This is a genomic window from Arthrobacter sp. TJ-178 (genome assembly GCF_058269275.1).
Genome location: NZ_JBZCNK010000001.1, coordinates 176,531 through 194,542, shown reverse-complemented (window position 1 = coordinate 194,542; position 18,012 = coordinate 176,531). Strand labels below are relative to the sequence as shown.

General features: G+C 63.8%; 19 protein-coding genes. 14 read left to right on the top strand and 5 right to left on the bottom strand.

Going from position 1 to position 18,012, the window contains the following annotated elements; translation table 11 throughout:
• Positions 1-73 precede the first annotated feature (73 nt).
• Together AC4D2Q_RS00905 and AC4D2Q_RS00900 are read right to left on the bottom strand one after the other, a co-directional pair.
• Positions 74-514: a DUF2304 domain-containing protein gene (locus AC4D2Q_RS00905; RefSeq protein WP_490926642.1), complete on the bottom strand. Its 441-nt coding sequence runs from the start codon at positions 512-514 to the stop codon at positions 74-76.
• Positions 515-516: 2 nt separating this feature from the next.
• Positions 517-1,254, bottom strand: coding sequence for a glycosyltransferase family 2 protein (locus AC4D2Q_RS00900; protein ID WP_490926643.1), 738 nt, complete (start codon positions 1,252-1,254; stop codon positions 517-519).
• Between the two features lie 253 nt (positions 1,255-1,507).
• On the opposite strand from AC4D2Q_RS00900, the gene AC4D2Q_RS00895 reads away from it, so the two are divergent.
• The 3 genes from AC4D2Q_RS00895 to AC4D2Q_RS00885 all read left to right on the top strand — a co-directional run bounded on the left by AC4D2Q_RS00895 (position 1,508) and on the right by AC4D2Q_RS00885 (position 4,880).
• Positions 1,508-1,978: a GtrA family protein gene (locus AC4D2Q_RS00895; protein ID WP_490926644.1), complete on the top strand. Its 471-nt coding sequence runs from the start codon at positions 1,508-1,510 to the stop codon at positions 1,976-1,978.
• A 162-nt stretch (positions 1,979-2,140) separates the two neighbouring features.
• Positions 2,141-3,685, top strand: coding sequence for a DUF2142 domain-containing protein (locus tag AC4D2Q_RS00890; protein WP_490944276.1), 1,545 nt, complete (start codon positions 2,141-2,143; stop codon positions 3,683-3,685).
• Positions 3,686-3,803: 118 nt separating this feature from the next.
• A complete protein-coding gene (locus AC4D2Q_RS00885) occupies positions 3,804-4,880 on the top strand; it encodes an acyltransferase family protein (RefSeq protein WP_490944274.1) in 1,077 nt (358 codons plus the stop codon).
• A 24-nt stretch (positions 4,881-4,904) separates the two neighbouring features.
• Here the strand turns inward: AC4D2Q_RS00885 and AC4D2Q_RS00880 are convergent, their stop codons facing one another.
• Complete coding sequence (locus tag AC4D2Q_RS00880; RefSeq protein WP_490944272.1) at positions 4,905-6,092, bottom strand: hypothetical protein; 1,188 nt, start codon at positions 6,090-6,092, stop codon at positions 4,905-4,907.
• 315 nt (positions 6,093-6,407) lie between these two features.
• On the opposite strand from AC4D2Q_RS00880, the gene AC4D2Q_RS00875 reads away from it, so the two are divergent.
• The 8 genes from AC4D2Q_RS00875 (at position 6,408) to AC4D2Q_RS00840 (ending at position 12,146) form a co-directional block, all read left to right on the top strand.
• On the top strand, positions 6,408-7,376 hold the full coding sequence (locus AC4D2Q_RS00875) for a D-alanyl-D-alanine carboxypeptidase family protein (RefSeq protein WP_490944270.1): 969 nt from the start codon (positions 6,408-6,410) through the stop codon (positions 7,374-7,376).
• A gap of 174 nt (positions 7,377-7,550) precedes the next feature.
• Positions 7,551-8,777, top strand: a complete 1,227-nt coding sequence (locus AC4D2Q_RS00870; protein WP_490944268.1) for a TadA family conjugal transfer-associated ATPase — start codon at positions 7,551-7,553, stop codon at positions 8,775-8,777.
• On the top strand, positions 8,774-9,628 hold the full coding sequence (locus AC4D2Q_RS00865; RefSeq protein WP_490944266.1) for a type II secretion system F family protein: 855 nt from the start codon (positions 8,774-8,776) through the stop codon (positions 9,626-9,628). Before AC4D2Q_RS00870 ends, AC4D2Q_RS00865 begins: the two co-directional genes overlap by 4 nt.
• Complete coding sequence (locus AC4D2Q_RS00860) at positions 9,625-10,566, top strand: type II secretion system F family protein (RefSeq protein ID WP_490944264.1); 942 nt, start codon at positions 9,625-9,627, stop codon at positions 10,564-10,566. The genes AC4D2Q_RS00865 and AC4D2Q_RS00860 overlap by 4 nt, the downstream gene beginning before the upstream one ends.
• 24 nt (positions 10,567-10,590) lie before the next feature.
• The gene (locus AC4D2Q_RS00855) at positions 10,591-10,815 is read left to right on the top strand and encodes a hypothetical protein (protein WP_400931582.1); all 225 of its coding nucleotides are present in this window, start codon (positions 10,591-10,593) and stop codon (positions 10,813-10,815) included.
• Positions 10,812-11,225 carry a TadE/TadG family type IV pilus assembly protein gene (locus tag AC4D2Q_RS00850; RefSeq protein ID WP_490945686.1) on the top strand — a complete coding sequence of 138 codons (414 nt, stop codon included), beginning with the start codon at positions 10,812-10,814 and terminating at the stop codon, positions 11,223-11,225. The genes AC4D2Q_RS00855 and AC4D2Q_RS00850 overlap by 4 nt, the downstream gene beginning before the upstream one ends.
• Positions 11,188-11,667: a hypothetical protein gene (locus tag AC4D2Q_RS00845; RefSeq protein WP_490944263.1), complete on the top strand. Its 480-nt coding sequence runs from the start codon at positions 11,188-11,190 to the stop codon at positions 11,665-11,667. Before AC4D2Q_RS00850 ends, AC4D2Q_RS00845 begins: the two co-directional genes overlap by 38 nt.
• Positions 11,664-12,146 (top strand): pilus assembly protein TadG-related protein, encoded by a 483-nt coding sequence (locus tag AC4D2Q_RS00840; protein ID WP_490944262.1) that lies wholly within the window; start codon positions 11,664-11,666, stop codon positions 12,144-12,146. Before AC4D2Q_RS00845 ends, AC4D2Q_RS00840 begins: the two co-directional genes overlap by 4 nt.
• 69 nt (positions 12,147-12,215) lie before the next feature.
• Here AC4D2Q_RS00840 and AC4D2Q_RS00835 read toward each other — a convergent pair whose 3' ends face one another.
• Complete coding sequence (locus tag AC4D2Q_RS00835) at positions 12,216-12,536, bottom strand: hypothetical protein (RefSeq protein WP_490944261.1); 321 nt, start codon at positions 12,534-12,536, stop codon at positions 12,216-12,218.
• Between the two features lie 154 nt (positions 12,537-12,690).
• Here AC4D2Q_RS00835 and prfB point away from each other — a divergent pair, with 154 nt between their 5' ends.
• Positions 12,691-13,809 carry a peptide chain release factor 2 gene (prfB, locus tag AC4D2Q_RS00830; RefSeq protein ID WP_490944260.1) on the top strand — a complete coding sequence of 373 codons (1,119 nt, stop codon included), beginning with the start codon at positions 12,691-12,693 and terminating at the stop codon, positions 13,807-13,809.
• Positions 13,810-13,865: 56 nt separating this feature from the next.
• Here prfB and AC4D2Q_RS00825 read toward each other — a convergent pair whose 3' ends face one another.
• A complete protein-coding gene (locus AC4D2Q_RS00825; RefSeq protein ID WP_490944259.1) occupies positions 13,866-16,055 on the bottom strand; it encodes an acyltransferase family protein in 2,190 nt (729 codons plus the stop codon).
• A 189-nt stretch (positions 16,056-16,244) separates the two neighbouring features.
• Here AC4D2Q_RS00825 and ftsE point away from each other — a divergent pair, with 189 nt between their 5' ends.
• Entirely contained in the window at positions 16,245-17,060 is an 816-nt protein-coding gene (ftsE, locus tag AC4D2Q_RS00820; RefSeq protein WP_490944256.1) for a cell division ATP-binding protein FtsE, read from the top strand.
• Positions 17,057-17,968, top strand: coding sequence for a permease-like cell division protein FtsX (gene ftsX, locus AC4D2Q_RS00815; RefSeq protein WP_490944254.1), 912 nt, complete (start codon positions 17,057-17,059; stop codon positions 17,966-17,968). Before ftsE ends, ftsX begins: the two co-directional genes overlap by 4 nt.
• The last annotated feature ends 44 nt before the right edge of the window (positions 17,969-18,012 follow it).

The following is an 18,012-nucleotide window of genomic DNA, read 5'->3' as shown; positions in this document are numbered from 1 at the left end:
CTGCCGGCCGATCAGCACAGTGCAGAAAAGAAGGGCCCCGGATCCGCAGATCCGGGGCCCTTCTTTCGTAGTATCAGCAGCTGGTGGGGGAGGGGGTGTCCCGCGGCGGCTCACCGGAGCGGTGCACAGCTGATTCGGACCGGCCCGGTGACTTCGCCGAGGACAGCGACTGCACCTCGGCACGCAGCTGTGTCAGGGATGTTTCCAGAATGGCCACTTCTTCGGCGAGAACGCGGGTCTCCTCCTCCACGACGGACAGCTCCCACGAGAGGTGCAGGGCAACTCCCATGAGCAGCACAATGCTCATGGCAAAGAGAAGGTTTGACGGCACCTCAACGCCCAGCCATCCGGCCAGCAGGGCCAGGAGACTCGGCCAGCCGGCAAGAACCAGCGATCCGCCGCCAACCAGCAGCCACAGCACGGCGTATTTCTCGCGCAGCTTCTTGCGGCGCAGCATCACCAGCACCAGGACGACGATGACCAGGGAGAACACGAATGCAGCGAGGACAGCCATTGTTAAGCCTTATCTAAAGAAACCTGTGACTTGCGGCGGGTAAGCGCAAGCAGCAGGGCAAAAACCGAGCGGAGCAGATAGAGGGCAGACTTTGCCGGGTTGTGGCTGGGAACGCCGCCCTGCCGGACCCGCATCGTGACCGGAACCTGAGTGACCGTACAGCCGGAGCGGATGGCTACAATCAGCGAATCGATGGTGTCTCCCAGATACTCGGCGGGGTAGTGGTCTATGTACTGGCTGATTGCTTTGACATTCCCGGCCCGGAACCCCGAGGTAACGTCGGTGAGCCGTGTTTTGGCCAAATGCGAGATGACGCCGGCGAGCACTGCCATGGCCCACTTGCGCGGCCCGGCCACCTTGTATTCGTCTCCCTTGTCGGCGAAGCGGGCTCCGATGGAAATATCGGCGCCTGACAGCCCGCTGAGCACCCGTTCAATGTCCCGGGGATCATGTTGTCCGTCCGAGTCAACCTGGATGACCGCCTGGTAACCGCGGCTGCGCGCATATTTGAACCCCGCCCGCATCGCTCCGCCCACGCCCAGGTTAAAGGGAAGCCGCAGCACCGTAGCACCGGCTTCGCGTGCCAACCGGGCCGTACTGTCGGTGGAGCCGTCGTCGACCACAAGGACGTCATATCCCTTGCGCTGGGCCAACACCTCGCGGACGGTGTTCCCCACGGTTTCGCCCTCATTCCAAGCGGGCATAATCACGAGGACGTCGGAGCGTTCCGGCACGAGCATAAAAGTCTTTAGTCCTATTCCTAAGTTATGGGCCTTCGAGGGCCCGGCCCCGACCGGATAGTCCGCAGGCAGCCTGGACTGCCCGCGCTGTCATGCCGATGGGCTTCTTCAGACAGAACCTGGACAGCTGCGGTGGTGTTTGCAGCAGTGCAGGCGGGGAACGCAGCACCCCGGCGAATGATCCCAGGGTGCTATTATCGTAGCCGACCTTGCGGGGTCTCCCACTAGGACCACCAGGAGCCGGAAGCCTTATATGTCGCGTGACAAGAATATCGGGGCGCCCCGAAAGTCGTCGCGCGCAGGAGCGCTGCGGGAACTGATCCTGGGACCGGCAGGCAAATATCTTTTGGTGGGAGGGCTCTCCTTCGCCGTCGATTTCCTGCTGCTGCTGCTCCTGCACGAAGTCTTCGGTGTTCATCTCTGGCTTGCCACGCCCATCGCCTTCCTTACCAGCCTCGCCGCGAATTATGTGCTGCAGCGGTCCTTTACCTTTTCCGGGACATCTGTGAAGGGGACCAGTTTCCTGAAGTACATGGCGCTGGTTGCTTTCAATACTGTTGCGGCCAGCTTTATCGTGAGCGGCTTTGAGACGCTGGGCAGCAGCTACATGCTGGGCAAAGTAATCTCTACGGCTGCCATGACCATCTGGAACTTTTTCGCTTACAAGTACTGGGTCTTTACGGCAAAGAATGCGGTGCCGGATCCCGCCGCCGGGACTGCCTGACCGCGTCCGCTTCGCATTCCCTGTATCCCGCGGGTCTTCCCCTGTATTCCCCGCGGTTTCTCCTGCGGTCGACATCCGGCGGATCGGTAGACTTGCTGATGCGTTGCGGTCAATTCCGCCGCACCAGCCCCTCCCCGCGATAGATCAGGAGCCCACCGGCCCATGCGCAGATTGTCCCCTTCGGCCATTTCCCGACGCTCGGCGGTGCCCTTCCCCCTGGTCTTTACGGTCTTGGGACTATTGACCGTTTTATGGTCCTTTGCTTCCCCTCTCATGTCTGTTCCGGACGAATCGGCCCACGCAATCCGGGCTGCTTCGGTGGCCCAGGGCCAGCTGCTGGGGGACTCCTCGGGCCAGCAAAGCGAACAGTCCGTGGTGACGGTTCCCGGTTACATCGCCGACCTTCGGGCGCAGGAATGCTACGCACATGATGCCGCTGAGCCCGCTGCCTGCGCTCCAACTATGGACGGGGAGGATACCCAGCTGCGGCAGGCAGAGACCAGTGCGGGAAATTACAACCCCGTCTACTACCTTTTCGTGGGGCTTCCGACACTGCTGCTCAGCGGTGCACCGGCCATCTACGGGATGCGAATCCTCAGTGGGCTGATCGGCGTTGCGTTCCTTGCCTCCGCGCTTCAGGCGGCAGGACGGTTGGGGAAGCCCAAATGGCCGCTGGCAGCCGGATATGTGGCCATCACTCCGATGGTTCTGTTCCTGAACGCATCGATTAACCCCAATGCCCTTGAGATCGCCGCCGCTGCAGCCTTCTTCATGAATACGTGCGTGGCCTTCGAAAAGCACCGGACGCTGTCGGACGTCAAAATAAACATCATCATGGTGGCCGTCTCCGGGGCTGCGCTGGCCAACACTCGGCCGGTGTCCCTGCTCTGGCTGGCGCTGGCTGCCGCCGCCGTCGTTCTGGCATACGGCTTCCGCCCCCTGCTGCCGATACTCCGCGACCGGCTCAGCCAGGCGATGATGGTCCTGCTTGGACTCTCCTGCGCTTTCAGCCTCGCCTGGCTGGTGATTGCCGACAGTTTCAAGAGCCTGCTGGGGAACCCCGTGGATTTGGCCCCGGATACCGCAGCCGCCATCATGTTTGACCGCACTTTCGATTATGTCTCCGGTTACGTGGGTGTCATGGGGTGGCTGGATACGCCGCTGCCCGCCGGTGTGTACATGTTCTGGCACCTGCTGATGGGTGCGGTCCTGTTGACCGGGCTCAGCGCACGTCCGGTCCGCGGGCGGTTCGGTGTTTATCTTCTGGTGGTTGCCGTGCTGGCAGTCCCGCCCATCATGCAGGCCCAGGTCATCCAGAGCCTCGGCTGGATCTGGCAGGGCCGGTATCTGCTGGCCCTGGTGGTCATGCTCCTGCTGGCATGCGGAGTCGCCTTCCGGTTCCATTCCTTCCCGTCCTCGCCGTGGGCCCGGGGCGCCGCAAAATGGCTGCTGGGAGGAGCGGTTGCGGCCCACGTTTTCGCGTTTGTCTATACGCTGCGCCGCTACACGGTGGGCATTCAGGACACTGTCCGCTGGAACGAGATGTTCCATCCCGTGTGGCAGCCGCCGTTCACTTGGCAGCTTCTGACAGTCGCCTACTTCCTCGTGCTCCTTGGTGGAGCGGTCCTGGTGTACCGGCAGCTGTTCGCGCCGGCCCTTGCAAGCGGCCGGAAGGACCATCGGGAAAAAGTGGTTGCCGCCGATTAACAGCTGAGGTTGATCCGTCCGGCACGCCGGGCGCCGGACGGGCTGCGCAGACAACGTGCATTATGCTGGGGACGGCCCCGCACGTGACGGCTCCCACACTGAACCGAAAGTTTGACCCATGCCCGGTACCGCCCAATCGCCCATCGCCGCTCACCGGCGATCACGGGTGACACTGGGGGAGTTGTTTGATCCTCGGAACAACTCGCTGAACGCTCTCCGACTCCTGTTGGCCTCCCTGGTTGTGGTCTCCCATTCCTGGGTTATTGGAAATCTGGGGGAGGAACCCGCGCTGGGCGCCCGGACGCTGGGTGCATGGTCCGTTTTGGGCTTCTTTGGCATCTCCGGTTACCTGATTACGCGCAGCAGGATGAACGGACAGCCTGTTTCACGGTTTTTCCGGGCGCGTTTCCTGCGCATCTATCCGGGATTCCTAGTGGCACTGCTGCTGGTGGCTTTTGTTTTTGCTCCCCTGTCAGTTGCCGTTGGCTCGCCCGGCGCTTTCACGCTGGGCGACTCGCTGTCCTACGTGGTCCGGAATCTCTTCCTGTATCCGCCCGTCCTCTCGCAGACCACCATCGGCACCACGCTTCCCGAGGGCGAGATATGGAACGGCGCCCTGTGGAGCCTTTTCTGGGAAGCCGGGTGCTACATCGGCGTCGGACTGCTCGGGTTTGCTGCGCTGCGCAGCCGCAGCACCGCCATCCTGGGAACGCTTTTTGCGGGTGCCACCTGTTTGTCCCTTGCCGCACATGTTGGATGGATTCCCGCCAGCGAACTCACTCTGGCGCCACCGCTGATAGCCGCGTTCAGCGGCGGAGCACTGCTCTACCTGCATGCCCGGAGAATCCGGGTTCTGCCTGCGGTCGCCGTCGCCGTCGCGGTGCTGCTGATCTCTGTGGCCACTGGGACAGCAACAGTTCTGGCTCCGCTTCCGTTTGCGCTGCTGATCTTTGCCCTGGGGGCAGTGTTGCCGCTGAACCGGATCGGCGCCAACCGTGATCTGTCCTACGGCATCTACATTTACGGGGTGCCCGTTCAAAACCTGATTGAAGTTGGACTTCCGGATCTGTCGCTCCCCGTCTATCTCCTCCTCACCTTCGCCTGTGTTGTGCCGCTGGCGTGGGCAAGCTTCACCTGGGTGGAGGGACCGGCCATGCGGCTGAAACGACGCGTCCGGCCCGCCCTGGCGGCCTGAAGCGCGGAAGCAGCCCGGGGAGGGTTACAGGTCGGCGCAGTCGATGGTGGTGAACCAGTTTCCCGGTGCCTGAGTTATCCGAACGCTCTCCAGCGCCGGATCCGCTGCACACTCCTGCCGTGCTTCCCGGATCTGGGGAGCCCATTCCGGGCCGGCGGAGCCCAAGGTTTCAAGCGGGAAAAAATGGACCGTGACCAGGATGAGAAAAGCGCCGGCCACTCCACCGCGAAAGCCCGAGCTGCTGACGAATGTTGCCAGCCGTCCGGAGGCCGGACGGCGGTCCGCGCTGACCGGGATCAGCAGCGGCACCAGCGCCAGGAGAAACATTGAAGGAACCGCACTGTAGCGGCTAAGGAAGAATTCGTCCCAGTCTTGGGCCGACTCAAACGTTGCGTAGTGGAAGTAGGCTGCCGGGCTGACTATCACGGCTGCAGCCCAGACGGCCATGGATGACACTAGCCAGACGGCCCCGGCCATGCGGTGCAGAGGCCTTCCCGCCGCCACCGTCAGGACGGCGGCCGCGGCGAAGGGCAAGGCGCTGAGGACGATGGGGGCGGCGCCGAAACGCTGGATCAGGTCGGTGATCACGGATCCACTGCCGTAGAAAATGGCCGCTGCTGAGTTCAGGAAATATCCGTAGACGACGGACAGCAGGTCCCCGGTTTCCCCGGTGCCTCCGGGGAAGCGGGGAAACCGCCACAGGGTGAACAACTGGCAGGCCGTTCCGGCGGCGAGTCCTGCCTTGGCCCACCAGAGATTCCTGTCCCTGAGCCGGAAGAAAATCAACGGCAGGAACAGTGCGGCCTGGATTTCAGTCAATCCGATCACCAGGGCGACCGCGCCGAGCAGGATCTTTTGGCTTAGGACCGGCGAAGATTTCATCAGCACCCACGGGGCCAGCCAGAGGAGGTACCAGTGCAGGTTGGCGACGTTGCCCAGGGTCTCCACTGCGCCCGGCGGAACAAGCACCGGGATGGAAGCCCAGCAAAGCCGGGCGGCCGCATTGGTGGTCAGCGCCGAGGCACAGTAGAACGTCAGCGCTGAAATGAGGCCCAGAACAATACAGCAGGCAACCGTGACCGCCACCGGATATGCTTCCAGCCCGAAGACCGGCACCACCGTGGCAACAATGGTGCGCGGCAGCAAGTGGAGGTATCCGGCATAGGGGGTGAAAAGCCCGGGCCCCTGGTCCAGGTACTCTGCAAGGAACAAGGGTCCGTCCTCCGCCCAAACCCTACTGACTGCGCGGGCCGGGATCCGGAAATACGCAAGGGCGGCTCCACCGAAGGTGAGGCCGAGCATCACGAGGAAGGATGCCAGGCGGGGCCGGTTATCCAGCCGGTTACTTTGCCGGTTACTCAGCCTGGGGCTCAATGACATTCTGGGTGGACCTGCGTTCTGTTCTCTGCGGCATGTACTCGGAAACTTAACGCCTGTACGGGGGGAAGCGCCAACCGGGAGGGTGTGCGAAATCCGCTCAAGCGTATGCTGTGGCAGTGACCTCCGGCCAACGGAATCAGGAGACCTATGCCCCGGCGCCATTCCAAGGTTATCCCGCTGTTCCTGGGCGCCCTGGTTTCGCTGGGTCTCACGGGAGCCTCGGTCCCCTCGCCCATTGATCTGGCTTACGGCCGGCTGGGCGGCAGCTCCGGCGGCCTGGGAAGCCCCGCCGGAAGCGAGGTGTGCGGACTGCGCGACGGCGGGTGTTACCGCAACTATCAGTTCGGCGCCATCGTCTGGTCCCCGGAGACCGGTGCGCAGCCGTCGCTCGGCGCCATCCGCTCGGCCTGGCTGGAGGAAGGTTTCGAAACGGGAACGCTGGGCTACCCTCTGGACGCTCCGCGCTGCGGGCATCGAGCCTGCACCCAGCAGTATGAGCGGGGTTCCATTTCCTGGTCGGCTGCGCAGGGCATCACGGTCAGCCGTGCGGTGGATGATCCCGCCTCGGCCGCCGTCGTCGTCAATAAGCAACGCCCGCTCAGCACCGCAGACTATGTTCCCGGGAATCTTCAGACAGCGGACGGGCAGCCGCTGCGCGCCGACGCAGCTGCCGCCTATTCCTCGATGAAGGAGGCGGCGGCAGCAGACGGCGTGGCCTTCACCGCGATCAGCGGCTACCGCTCCTACAGCAGCCAAGCAACTTTGTACGCGGCTTATTCGGCGCAGTACGGGACACCAACGGCAGACACCATCTCAGCGCGTCCCGGGTTCAGAAAACATCAGACCGGCCTCGCCGTGGACATCGCGGATCCGAACGGCACCTGCTCCCTTCAGGGCTGTTTCGAGGACACGGCCGTTGGAGCGTGGACTGCGGTCAACGCCCACCGGTTCGGGTTCATTGTGCGTTACCCGGACGGAGCCTCGGCTGTCACCGGCTACGCGTATGAGTCCTGGCACCTGCGCTACGTGGGGGCCGATATCGCCGAGGGAATGCACGCGGAGGGCATCGCAACGCTGGAGGAGTACGCCGGCCTGCCAGCCGCCGCCAACTACTGAGCGGCCTGCGGATTAAACGGGTACGGCTACCCGGTTGTCCACAGCACCAACAGTTACGCTAGCCAACGCCCTGTCCGGCTTCTAGTCTGGCCGCCGTGGCCGCAAAAGGGCCGCATCAGTCTCGCGGTCCAGGCTCACCAGCAGCCTTTTCCGTGCTTAGCCCGGGGGAAACGAGTGGACGCCGTTGCGATAGTCGAGGATGAGGTCCGGGAACTGATCCGCCTGCGCGGTTTGGATCCGGCGAGCCAGCTGGCCGAGGTTCGGCGCCTGGTGGAGGACGCCGTCACGGATTACGACGAGCGCTCCCTCCTCGGATCGTTGCCCCCGCTGGGTGCGCTGGAGCCCGCCAGACGCCGTGTCTTTGACGCCGTGGCCGGCTTCGGCGCCCTGCAGCCGCTGCTCGATGACCCCACGGTGGAGGAAGTCTGGATCAATTCACCCACCGAAATCTACGCGGCACGCGACGGCCGCTCCGAACTGACCTCCCTGTCGCTCTCGGCTGATCAGGTGCGGGACCTGGTGGAGCGGATGCTCAAGAGCTCCGGCCGGCGGTTGGATCTGTCCTCTCCGTTTGTCGACGCCTCACTGCCGGACGGCTCACGCCTGCACGTGGTGATTCCGGATATCACCCGGCGGCACTGGGCGGTCAACATCCGCAAATTCATTGCCCGCGCCAGCAGGCTTGAGCACCTGGTGGAGCTGGGAACCCTGACACCGCAAGCGGCAAGGTTCCTTGGTGCCGCCGTCGCCAGCGGCCTGAATGTCCTGGTTTCCGGAGCAACACAGGCAGGCAAGACCACCATGCTGAATTGCCTGGGTGCCTCCATTGGTCCGCGCGAGCGTGTGGTGACAGTTGAAGAGATTTTTGAGCTGCAACTGCCGCTGCGGGACGTGGTGGGACTGCAGTGCCGCCAGTCCAATCTGGAAGGCGTTGGGGAAATCCCGCTGCGGCGGCTGGTCAAGGAGGCCCTGCGCATGCGGCCGGACCGCCTCATTGTTGGCGAAGTGCGGGAGGCGGAAAGTCTGGACATGCTGATCGCGCTGAATTCCGGGTTGCCCGGGATGTGCAGCGTTCACGCCAACAGCGCCCATGATGCCGTCACGAAAATCTGCACTCTGCCGCTGCTGGCCGGGGAAAACATCTCCAGTGCCTTTGTGGTGCCCACCGTCGCGTCCTGCATCGACCTCGTTGTCCACTGTGCCCGCAACGCCGCCGGCAAACGCCAGGTCATGGAAATTATGGCGCTGGGCAACCGAGTGGAAAACGGAGTGATAGAAGCCTCGTCCATTTTCCAGCGGACCGACGGGCGGCTCGAAGTAACTGCCGCGTCTATGCCCGCACCGGAAAAGTTCGCCCGTGCCGGGTTCAACGTTGCCGAGCTGCTGGAAGCCCGCCCGTGAGTGCCGCCGTCGGGCTGTTGCTGGGACTGGGATTGTTCCTGGTGTGGCGGTCCTGCTGGGTTATGCCGGCGCCGTCTGTCCGCCCGCACCGCAGCAGCAGGCTCGAGGATGAATTGTTACAGGCGGGAATTCAGCGCGTGACACCCCGCGCCGTTGTCGCGAGCAGTGTCGCCTCAGGACTGTTGGTGGCCCTGCTGGTCCTCGCCGGAACCGGCGGCATCCCCATCGCCGCCTGCTTTGGCCTCTTCGGCGCCGGCGTCCCCTTGTTCCTGGTCCGCTGGCAGGCCCGCAAACAACGCAGCTCGCGTGCCGAACTTTGGCCCGATGCGGTTGATCACCTGCGCTCAGCCATCAGGGCCGGGCTGTCCCTGCCCGAAGCACTGATCCAGCTGGGAGAGAACGGACCGCAGGAGCTGAGGCAGCCTTTCCGTGACTTCGCGGCGGATTACCGTTCCGGCGGGCAGTTTGACCATTCCCTGACGAGGCTGAAGGCGAACCTTGCGGATCCGGTCGCCGACCGGATCGTTGAGGCACTGCGCCTGACCCGGGAAGTGGGAGGCTCGGATTTAGGCCGTTTGCTCGGGACGCTCAACGAATTCCTGCGGGATAACGCCAGGACCCGGAGCGAGCTGCTGGCCCGTCAATCCTGGACCGTCAACGCTGCACGCCTGGCCGTCGCCGCCCCGTGGATTGTGCTGATGCTCCTGGCCAGCCGGCCGGAAGCCATTGCCGCCTACAATTCCGCAGCGGGGGCGGCCGTTCTGGCCGCAGGGATTGTCATTTCGGTTCTCTGCTACCGGCTCATGCTGCGCATCGGCGCCCTTCCCGAAGAAGAGAGGGTGCTGAGATGAGTTCACCTTGGTTTCTGGCCCTCCTCTGCGGCCTCGCGCTGGGCGCCTCGCTCTGGTTCGCGGTCCTGCGGATGCCCTGGATGCGGCCTGTGACGTTCAGCGAACGAATCGCCCCGCAGCTGCGCACCGGTGGCCAGGGATCACGGTTGCTGATGATGCCGGCGGGTGATCTGACTCCCTTCGGCCCGCTGGAACGCATCCTGCGTCCGGCCCTGCATCTGGCAGTCCACCGCCTGAACCGATTCAATCCGGTCACACGGGATTTGGAGCGCAGGCTGGAACGGTCCGGGCAGGGCACGAGTGTGCTGGACTTCAGGGCCGAGCAGGTGCTGTGGACCGGCGGCGGATTCCTGGCCGGCGGCATCATTTCCGTCTGGCTCGCCAGCGTGGACCGGATAGGCGCCACAGGGGTCGTCCTCGGAACCATCATGGGGGCGGTCCTGGGTTTTGTCCTCCGGGATTACCGCCTCACCTCCCAGATTCAGAACCGCGAAACACGGATGCTGGCCGAGTTTCCCAGCCTGGCGGAAATGATGGCGCTCGCCGTCGGCGCGGGAGAAAGCGCCAACGGGGCATTGGAACGCATTGCCCGCACGGCCAACGGGGAATTGGCGGGGGAGTTCGCCCGCATCCTCGCGGAAACCCGTTCCGGGGTGCCGCTGACCAGCGCCCTGCAGCACTTTGCGGACCGTGTTCGGCTCGCTCCGCTCTCGCGTTTTGTGGACGGACTGACCGTTGCCATTGAACGCGGCACCCCGCTGGCGGACGTGATGCGTGCCCAGTCCCAGGACGTGCGCGACCTGGCTAAACGCGAGCTGATGGAAAGCGCCGGGAAGAAGGAGATCGCCATGATGGTCCCTCTGGTTTTCGGTGTCCTTCCGCTCACCGTGCTCTTCTCAATTTTCCCCGGTCTTTCCCTGCTGGGAATTGGACTCTAGGACACCCAATGAAAGGAACAACCCATGCGCACCATCCACGCACCACGACTCCTGCTCCTGCTCGGCACCTCGCTGCTCGTCCGTTTCGAACAGACAGTGCGAAGCGGGGACCGCGAACGCGGCGACGTCCCCGGGTGGGTCATGATCACCCTCATGTCAGCCACCCTGGTGGCTCTTATCCTGGGGCTGGCCAAGCCGGCCCTCACAGATTTGTTCAACTCCGCAATCGCCAGGGTCAGCACTCCCTGATCGGCCGTCGGCCGCGGGCCGGAGGCAGGGAGACGGGCTCGGCAGTGGTGGACTTTGTCATGGTCGGCGCACTGCTGACCCTGTTGTTCATATCGATTGTCCAGCTGGCACTGGTTCTCCATGTCCGGAATACCCTGACTGACGCGGCTGCGTCAGGGGCCCGCTACGGGACGCTGGCCGACCGCACCCCGGCCGACGGCGCAGAACGCACCGGTGAACTGATCAAGGTGGCACTGACCGACTCGCTGGCCGGGGACATCAGCTATGCGGAAACGACCAGCGGCGGCGTTCGGATGCTGGAAATCACGGTCCGGGCGCCGCTTCCGGTGATTGGTTTCATTGGGCCGAGCAACGGATTGGAGGTGAGGGGACATGCTTTCTGGGGACAGGACACCGCTGCGAACGGCTAACGCCGGGAATGATCCTGGCGAAGGTGATGACAACGGGGAAAACGGCAGCGCCCTGGTGGAGTTCATCTTTCTGGGCCTGGTGCTGCTGGTGCCGGTCATCTACCTCATCATCACCGCGGGGCAGGTGCAGGGTGCTGCGTTTGCCGCCGTCGGAGCTGCCGAATCCGCGGCAAAGGTATACGCCGACGCCGGGGAGCCGGATGCCGGCGAACATCAGGCACGGATGGCAGCCGAAGTGGCCTTTGCCGATTTTGGGTTCGAGCCCGAAAATATGCTGCTGGACATCTCCTGTTCCGCGGAGTGCCTGGCTCCGGGATCCACAGTGACCGCGCTGGTGAGCTTTGATGTTCCGTTGCCGCTGATGCCGGGGCTGCCGGGGATGGACTTTGCCCCGGTAACCGTTGACTCGTCCTCCACACAGGTTGTGGAGCGCTACGGATGAGGGGGCATAACTATGCCGCCCGGCTGCGGGCCTCTGTGCAGTCCACTGGCCGCGGCGAGGAGGGACAAATCGGCGTCCTGATCATCGGCTACATGTTGGTGAGCCTGCTGGTTGTCACAGTAGTCATGGCTTCCTCCGCCCTCTACCTCGGGCACAAGAAGCTGCTCTCCGCTGCGGACGGTGCCGCCCTGGCTGCAGCCGATACCTTCGAGCTGGGGCCAGGCAGACCCGGGCACGGGCCGGCCGCCGTCCTGGCGCCGGCGGCGGTTCGTGCGGAGACCAACAGGTATCTGGCGGAGATTAACGCGGCCAACCGGCTGCCGGGGCTGCGCATCGATGGTGAAACCGGAACCTCGGACGGCCGTACGGCCAAGGTGGTGCTGACCGGCGTCGTCCATCCGCCGCTGGTCAACTTCCTGGTACCGGACGGAATCCCGATTACTGCGGTCAGTGAAGCCCGCGCCCGCCTGAGCCAGTAGGTCTCCTAAGCCAGTGAGTTTCGGAGTCAGTAGGCCGGACATAGGGGCGCTCGCGGGCTGCGCCTGGCGTTAGGAGGCCTTGGCCTGCGGCTCAGCCGACGGCGCGTGTCCCCAGCCGCCGTGGTCGATGTCCAGCAGGACACCGTTCTCTGCGTAGCAAAGGGTGACCGGTTCCCCGTACTGGTCACACTCCGGATCGGGGCAACGGTCCTTCAGCGGGCCAGTGTATTCGTTGCTGAAGTGCACATCCCACTCGTCCATCTTGGTCAGCGCCCAGGGGTCACCCTCGGCGGCGAGGGCTTCCAGTTCTTCCAGCGAATAACGGCGGCCCGATTCCGGATGACGGACGGGCAGGGACTGCGCGGATCCTTCGGATTTGCGGTTGCTCACAGTCGGCTCCTTCTGCATGTGCTGACACTTCCAATTTACCCAGCCCCGGCGACAACCGTTGAACGGAGGACGGGCGCGGCGTGCCGTGTCCGCGGGCACCCCCGGGACACTCGGAAAGCACCGGCCACGGCTCATGGCGTAGGCTGTAAGCACCATGGCTGAAATTGATTTTCCCGCGGAGATCCGCGCCCTCAGGTCCACTTTTGCTTCCATCGAGGAGGTCTCCGATGTAGCCAAGATCAAAGAGGACATCGAAGAGCTCAGCGAAATGGCGGGAGTTCCCGACCTCTGGGATGACCCTGCCGAAGCGCAGAAGATCACCTCCAAGCTGTCGCACCGCCAGACGGAGCTGGAGCGCCTGGAGAAGATCCGGTCCCGGATCGATGACCTTGAGGTCATGGTGGAGCTCGCACAGGACGAATCCGACGCCGAGACCAAGGCCGAAGCGGTCACCGAACTGGAATCCCTGCGCAAGTCGCTGTCCCAGCTGGAAGTGGTCACCCTGCTCTCCGGCGAGTACGACGCCCGCGAGGCCGTCGTGACCATCCGCTCCGGAGCCGGGGGAGTGGACGCGGCAGACTTCGCCGAAATGCTGCTGCGCATGTACCTGCGCTGGGCCGAACGCCACGGCTATCCGACCACGGTCCTGGACACGTCCTATGCCGAAGAAGCCGGCCTGAAATCGGCCACCTTCGAGGTCAAGGCTCCCTACGCCTTCGGCACCCTGGTGGTGGAAGCCGGCACGCACCGCCTGGTCCGCATCAGCCCGTTCGACAACCAGGGCCGCCGGCAGACCTCGTTTGCGGCTGTGGAAGTCATTCCCCTGATCGAACCCACTGACCACATTGATATTCCGGACAACGACATCCGCGTGGACGTGTTCCGCTCCTCGGGTCCGGGCGGGCAGTCCGTGAACACCACCGACTCCGCCGTGCGCCTGACCCACCTTCCCACCGGAACTGTGGTGTCCATGCAGAACGAAAAGTCGCAGCTGCAGAACCGCGCCGCCGCCATGCGCGTGCTGCAGTCACGCCTGCTGATCCTGAAGAAGGAACAGGAAGACGCCGAGAAGAAGGCCTTCGCCGGTGACGTGAAGGCTTCCTGGGGCGACCAGATGCGCTCCTACGTCCTGAACCCGTACCAGATGGTAAAGGACCTGCGCACGGAACATGAAGTGGGAAACACCTCAGCAGTGTTCGACGGCGAGATTGACGATTTCATCGACGCCGGCATCCGCTGGCGTGCCAACGGCAGCGTCTCCGCCCGCAAGTAAAGACCGCCCGCAAGCAGCTCCGCCCGCAAGTAAAGACCGCCCGCCGGGCAGGGGTCTTACAGCCCCAGCCCGGCCTGAAGCGGAGTAGTCAGCGTCTGCGCGAACGTGTTGGTGATGTGGTTGTCGCGGTAGACCAGGACATTGCCAATGACTGACGGGCACTTCGTCTCGTCGCAGAAGTAATCCGTCAGGTCCACCGGCCGGCTGTTCGCCAGTTTGCCTGCAGCTGTCAGCAGCGGGTCCGCCTGCGACGCGTGGTCCGAGCGGTCCACGGCGCACTCTGCCGGGTCCTTCTCTTTCACTACGCACTCGGGCGCGCTGAATTCGGGATAGGGGATGTCGCCTATGACGCCCACCGGTATTCCGGCCTTGTCCAGCGGCTCCAGCAGCTTCGAATAACCGTTCACGGCATCCGCCTGCGTGTTCCAGGTCCAGCCGAGGGTATCTTTGTAGCCGCCCGGCCGCATGGCAGTGGTGACCACCAGATCGGGCTTCATCTCCAGCAGGTCCTGAACGGTCCCCGAGTTCTGCGAGGAGCAGTTCTCATAGACGCGCGAGTCGCTGTGCAGAGGCTCGGCGCTGAACGGGCAGCCGATGCGGGTCATGATGTACAGCCGGTATCCGGCTTCCTTCGCGGCGATGTCCAGCGGTGACACGAACTGGCCAGCATGGGAATCTCCCACAAGGACGATGCTCTTCTGGGCCTCCGTATCCCCGTAGACGCAGTCGGAATAATCGATCACTGCGGGGTCGTACTTGAGGCACTGGGGATTCACGTCCGGCTGGTCCATGGTGGCCGCACCTGCGTCAGGGCGCAGCGGCATGCCGGATGGAACCAGTGCAGGATTGGCGGAGTCAAAGGCCATGGCACCGGGGTAGGAGCCGGAATCGTTCTCCTGCGACAGGGCATCAATCTTCTGCTGCACCGCCAGATAGGGAACCGCGGAGGCAGCAACCGGCACGGCAATCAATACGCCCGCGAGCACATAGACGGCACGGTAAGCGGGCCGAGGTGCTCCGTGCCGTCCGCGGGAGGAGGCAAACCCGGACGCAGAGGCACCGAAGGTCCGGAACGGCTTTTCAATAAATCGCGTGGACAATGCTGCCGCGCCAACGCTGACGGCAATGAGGGCGGCGCCGGCCAGCGGTCCGGGAGCCGATCCAAGCAGGAAGACTCCGAACACGGTGACGGGCCAGTGCCATAAATACAGGGAATAGGAAATATCGCCCACGTAGGTAACGGGGCGAAGCGACTGCCACCGGGACGCGTTGCGCCATCCGGCGCCGGGGGTGTTTCCCGCAGCGATGCACAGCGCGGCACCCACGGTGGGGACCAGCGCGATCCAGCCCGGAAACGCCATGCTCGTGCTGAACACGGCGGCCGCAAAGCAGATCATTGCCAGTCCAAGCCAGCCTGCCGCCGTCGAAAGCCGCTGCGGGAGGTTCCGGCCGGCAGATGCCACCGCCAGGATGCCGCCCAGGCCCAGTTCCCAGATTCGGGTGGTGGTAAAGAAATAGGCGAGATCGGGGGAGGAGGCCGAGAAAAGCACCGAATGGAGGAAGGACGCTGCGGTGACTGCACCAATTGCGGCCAGCGCCGCCGTCGCCCTGCCGGTTTTTCGTCCCAGTGCCCGCAGGATCCCGGCAACAGCAAGGAGCAGAACCGGAATGAAGAGGTAGAACTGCTCTTCAACGGCCAGGGACCAGTAATGCTGCAGCGGCGAAACCGCGGAGGTTGCACCGGCATAGCTGGTGCTGTTGACGGCCTGATTCCAGTTCTGCACGTTCAGGCTGGACGCCACGGTGTCCCGGGCGACCCCCTGCCATCTGCCTTCGGGGAAGATCAGCATGGTTGCGGCCAGGGTGGCCAGGAGCACGGATGCCGCCGCCGGAAGGAGCCGGCGGATCCGGCGCCCGTAGAAGGAGAGGAGACCGATGGTTCCGGTCCGGGTCAGTTCGCGGACCAGCGATCCCACGATCAGGTATCCGGAAATGACAAAGAAGACGTCAACGCCCACGAATCCGCCCGGCAGGACGTCCGGCCACATGTGGTAAAACACAACAAGCCCGACGGCGAGTGCCCGAAGGCCCTGGATGTCAGGGCGGAACCGGGCAGGCTTTCCCGCTGAAGCGGCGGGGCGGGCATGGCCGGAGATGCGCGTCTTTCCGCCGCTGTCTGCAGCGCCGGATACCGCGGAAGCCTGGTCGGGTGCAGTGGTCGGGCTGGCGGAGGGGGATGTGGGCACGAGTACCGATTCTACGGCAGGGCTGCGCCTGCCCTCCGGCAGCCGGAGGCAAAGCGGCGGCAGCGGGCCTGCGACACACCGGACCTAATCTGCTCCGGCGCGTTGAAGCGCCGATATAGTCGAACAGCCGGTGCCCTCATCCCAAACCAAGGCCCGTGCTCCGGCTGCACTGATGGGCGCGAAGCGGACATGATCACTTTCGATAACGTCACCAAGGTCTATGACCGCAAATCCAGGCCTGCCCTGAACTCCGTAAACCTCGAAGTGGACCGGGGCGAGTTCGTGTTCCTGGTGGGAGCTTCGGGTTCAGGAAAGTCCACCTTCATACGGCTGATCCTCAAGGAAGAGCATGCCTCCCGCGGGACCGTGTACGTAGCCGGATCCAACGTTGCCAAGATTCCCAGCTGGCGCGTGCCGCGCCTGCGCCGGGGCATCGGCGTCGTTTTCCAGGACTTCCGCCTGCTGCCCAACAAGACCGTTTTCGCCAACGTGGCCTTTGCCATGCAGGTGATCGGACGCAGCCGGGCGGTGATCCGCGACTCCGTGCCCGAGGTCCTCAAGACTGTGGGCCTGGAAGGCAAGGGCAACCGCCTGCCCCACGAGCTTTCCGGCGGTGAGCAGCAGCGCGTCGCGATTGCCCGCGCCATCGTCAACAAGCCCTCGATCCTCCTGGCGGACGAGCCCACCGGAAACCTGGACCCCACCACCTCGCAGGGCATCATGAAGATCCTGGACCGAATCAACCAGAACGGCACCACCGTGGTCATGGCCACGCACGATGACGACATCGTCAACGCGATGCGCAAGCGGGTCGTCGAACTCCACCACGGCAAGATCGTGCGCGACGAGCGCGAAGGCATTTACCTGGGCGCGCCCCAGACTCAGCAGGGGGCAGTGATTCTGCAGGAAACAGTGACCGCATCCGACGACGACGGCGTCCGCCCGCCTGACGCCGCTCCCTCGGCTGACGGCAGCCGCACGGCCGGAACGGGAGCAGCCGAATGAGGCTCGCATTCGTCCTCGGTGAGATCGGGTCCGGGATCCGGCGCAACCTCTCGATGGTGGTCTCGGTCATCCTGGTGACCTTTGTATCCCTTACCTTCGTGGGCGCGGCCGGACTGCTGCAGCTGCAGATCGGGCAGATGAAGGGCTACTGGTATGACAAAGTCCAGGTGGCGGTCTTCCTGTGCGCGGATTCCTCCACCACGGCCTCCTGCGCCGCCGGTCCCGTCACAGATGAACAGCGTGATGCCATTGAAGGGGAGCTGAAGTCCCCGGAGTTTACCCAGTACATTGCCTCGGTTGATTACGAGGACCAGGCAACCGCGCTGGGTCACTTCCGGGAGCAGTTCGCAAACTCCCCGCTGGTTGATTCGGTCACCGCGGACCAGCTGCCCGAATCCTTCCGCGTTTCGCTGGTGGACCCGGAAAAATACGAAGTGATTCACGAAGCCTTCTCATCGATGCCCGGTGTGGAAACCGTCAGTGACCAGCGTGAACTCCTGGAGAAAGTTTTCTCCTTCATGAATATGGCGTCGCTGATCGCACTGATTATTGCCGGCGTAATGCTGGTGTGCGCCATCCTGCTGATTGCCACCACCATTCGCCTGTCAGCATTCAGCCGCCGCCGTGAGACCGGAATCATGCGTCTGGTGGGAGCGTCGAAAGCGGTGATCCAGCTGCCCTTTGTCTTGGAAGGCGTTATCGCCGCCGTCATTGGCGCCGTGCTGGCATCGGGTACGCTGTGGGCAGTGGCACACTTCTTTATCGGTGCATTGGCGAAGGCCTACCCGGCAACGGCGTTCATTTCAGCTCAGCAGGTACTGGTGCTTAGCCCGCTTCTACTTATTGTTGGGGCCTTAATGGCAGGTGTATCCTCTCTGCTGACCCTCCGACGGTACTTAAAGGTTTAGAGTGTTGCTCACTCTCAAAGAAAGCGGACGGATTTCCATGGATG

Coding starts and splice junctions, on each gene's coding strand:
- AC4D2Q_RS00885 (WP_490944274.1), top strand. CDS start 3,804: ATGCCCGGTACCGCCCAATCGCCCATCGCCGCTCACCGGCGATCACGG.
- AC4D2Q_RS00895 (WP_490926644.1), top strand. CDS start 1,508: ATGTCGCGTGACAAGAATATCGGGGCGCCCCGAAAGTCGTCGCGCGCA.
- AC4D2Q_RS00860 (WP_490944264.1), top strand. CDS start 9,625: ATGAGTTCACCTTGGTTTCTGGCCCTCCTCTGCGGCCTCGCGCTGGGC.
- AC4D2Q_RS00855 (WP_400931582.1), top strand. CDS start 10,591: ATGCGCACCATCCACGCACCACGACTCCTGCTCCTGCTCGGCACCTCG.
- AC4D2Q_RS00890 (WP_490944276.1), top strand. CDS start 2,141: ATGCGCAGATTGTCCCCTTCGGCCATTTCCCGACGCTCGGCGGTGCCC.
- AC4D2Q_RS00840 (WP_490944262.1), top strand. CDS start 11,664: ATGAGGGGGCATAACTATGCCGCCCGGCTGCGGGCCTCTGTGCAGTCC.
- AC4D2Q_RS00845 (WP_490944263.1), top strand. CDS start 11,188: ATGCTTTCTGGGGACAGGACACCGCTGCGAACGGCTAACGCCGGGAAT.
- ftsX (WP_490944254.1), top strand. CDS start 17,057: ATGAGGCTCGCATTCGTCCTCGGTGAGATCGGGTCCGGGATCCGGCGC.
- AC4D2Q_RS00875 (WP_490944270.1), top strand. CDS start 6,408: ATGCCCCGGCGCCATTCCAAGGTTATCCCGCTGTTCCTGGGCGCCCTG.
- prfB (WP_490944260.1), top strand. CDS start 12,691: ATGGCTGAAATTGATTTTCCCGCGGAGATCCGCGCCCTCAGGTCCACT.
- ftsE (WP_490944256.1), top strand. CDS start 16,245: ATGATCACTTTCGATAACGTCACCAAGGTCTATGACCGCAAATCCAGG.
- AC4D2Q_RS00905 (WP_490926642.1), bottom strand. CDS start 514: ATGGCTGTCCTCGCTGCATTCGTGTTCTCCCTGGTCATCGTCGTCCTG.
- AC4D2Q_RS00900 (WP_490926643.1), bottom strand. CDS start 1,254: ATGCTCGTGCCGGAACGCTCCGACGTCCTCGTGATTATGCCCGCTTGG.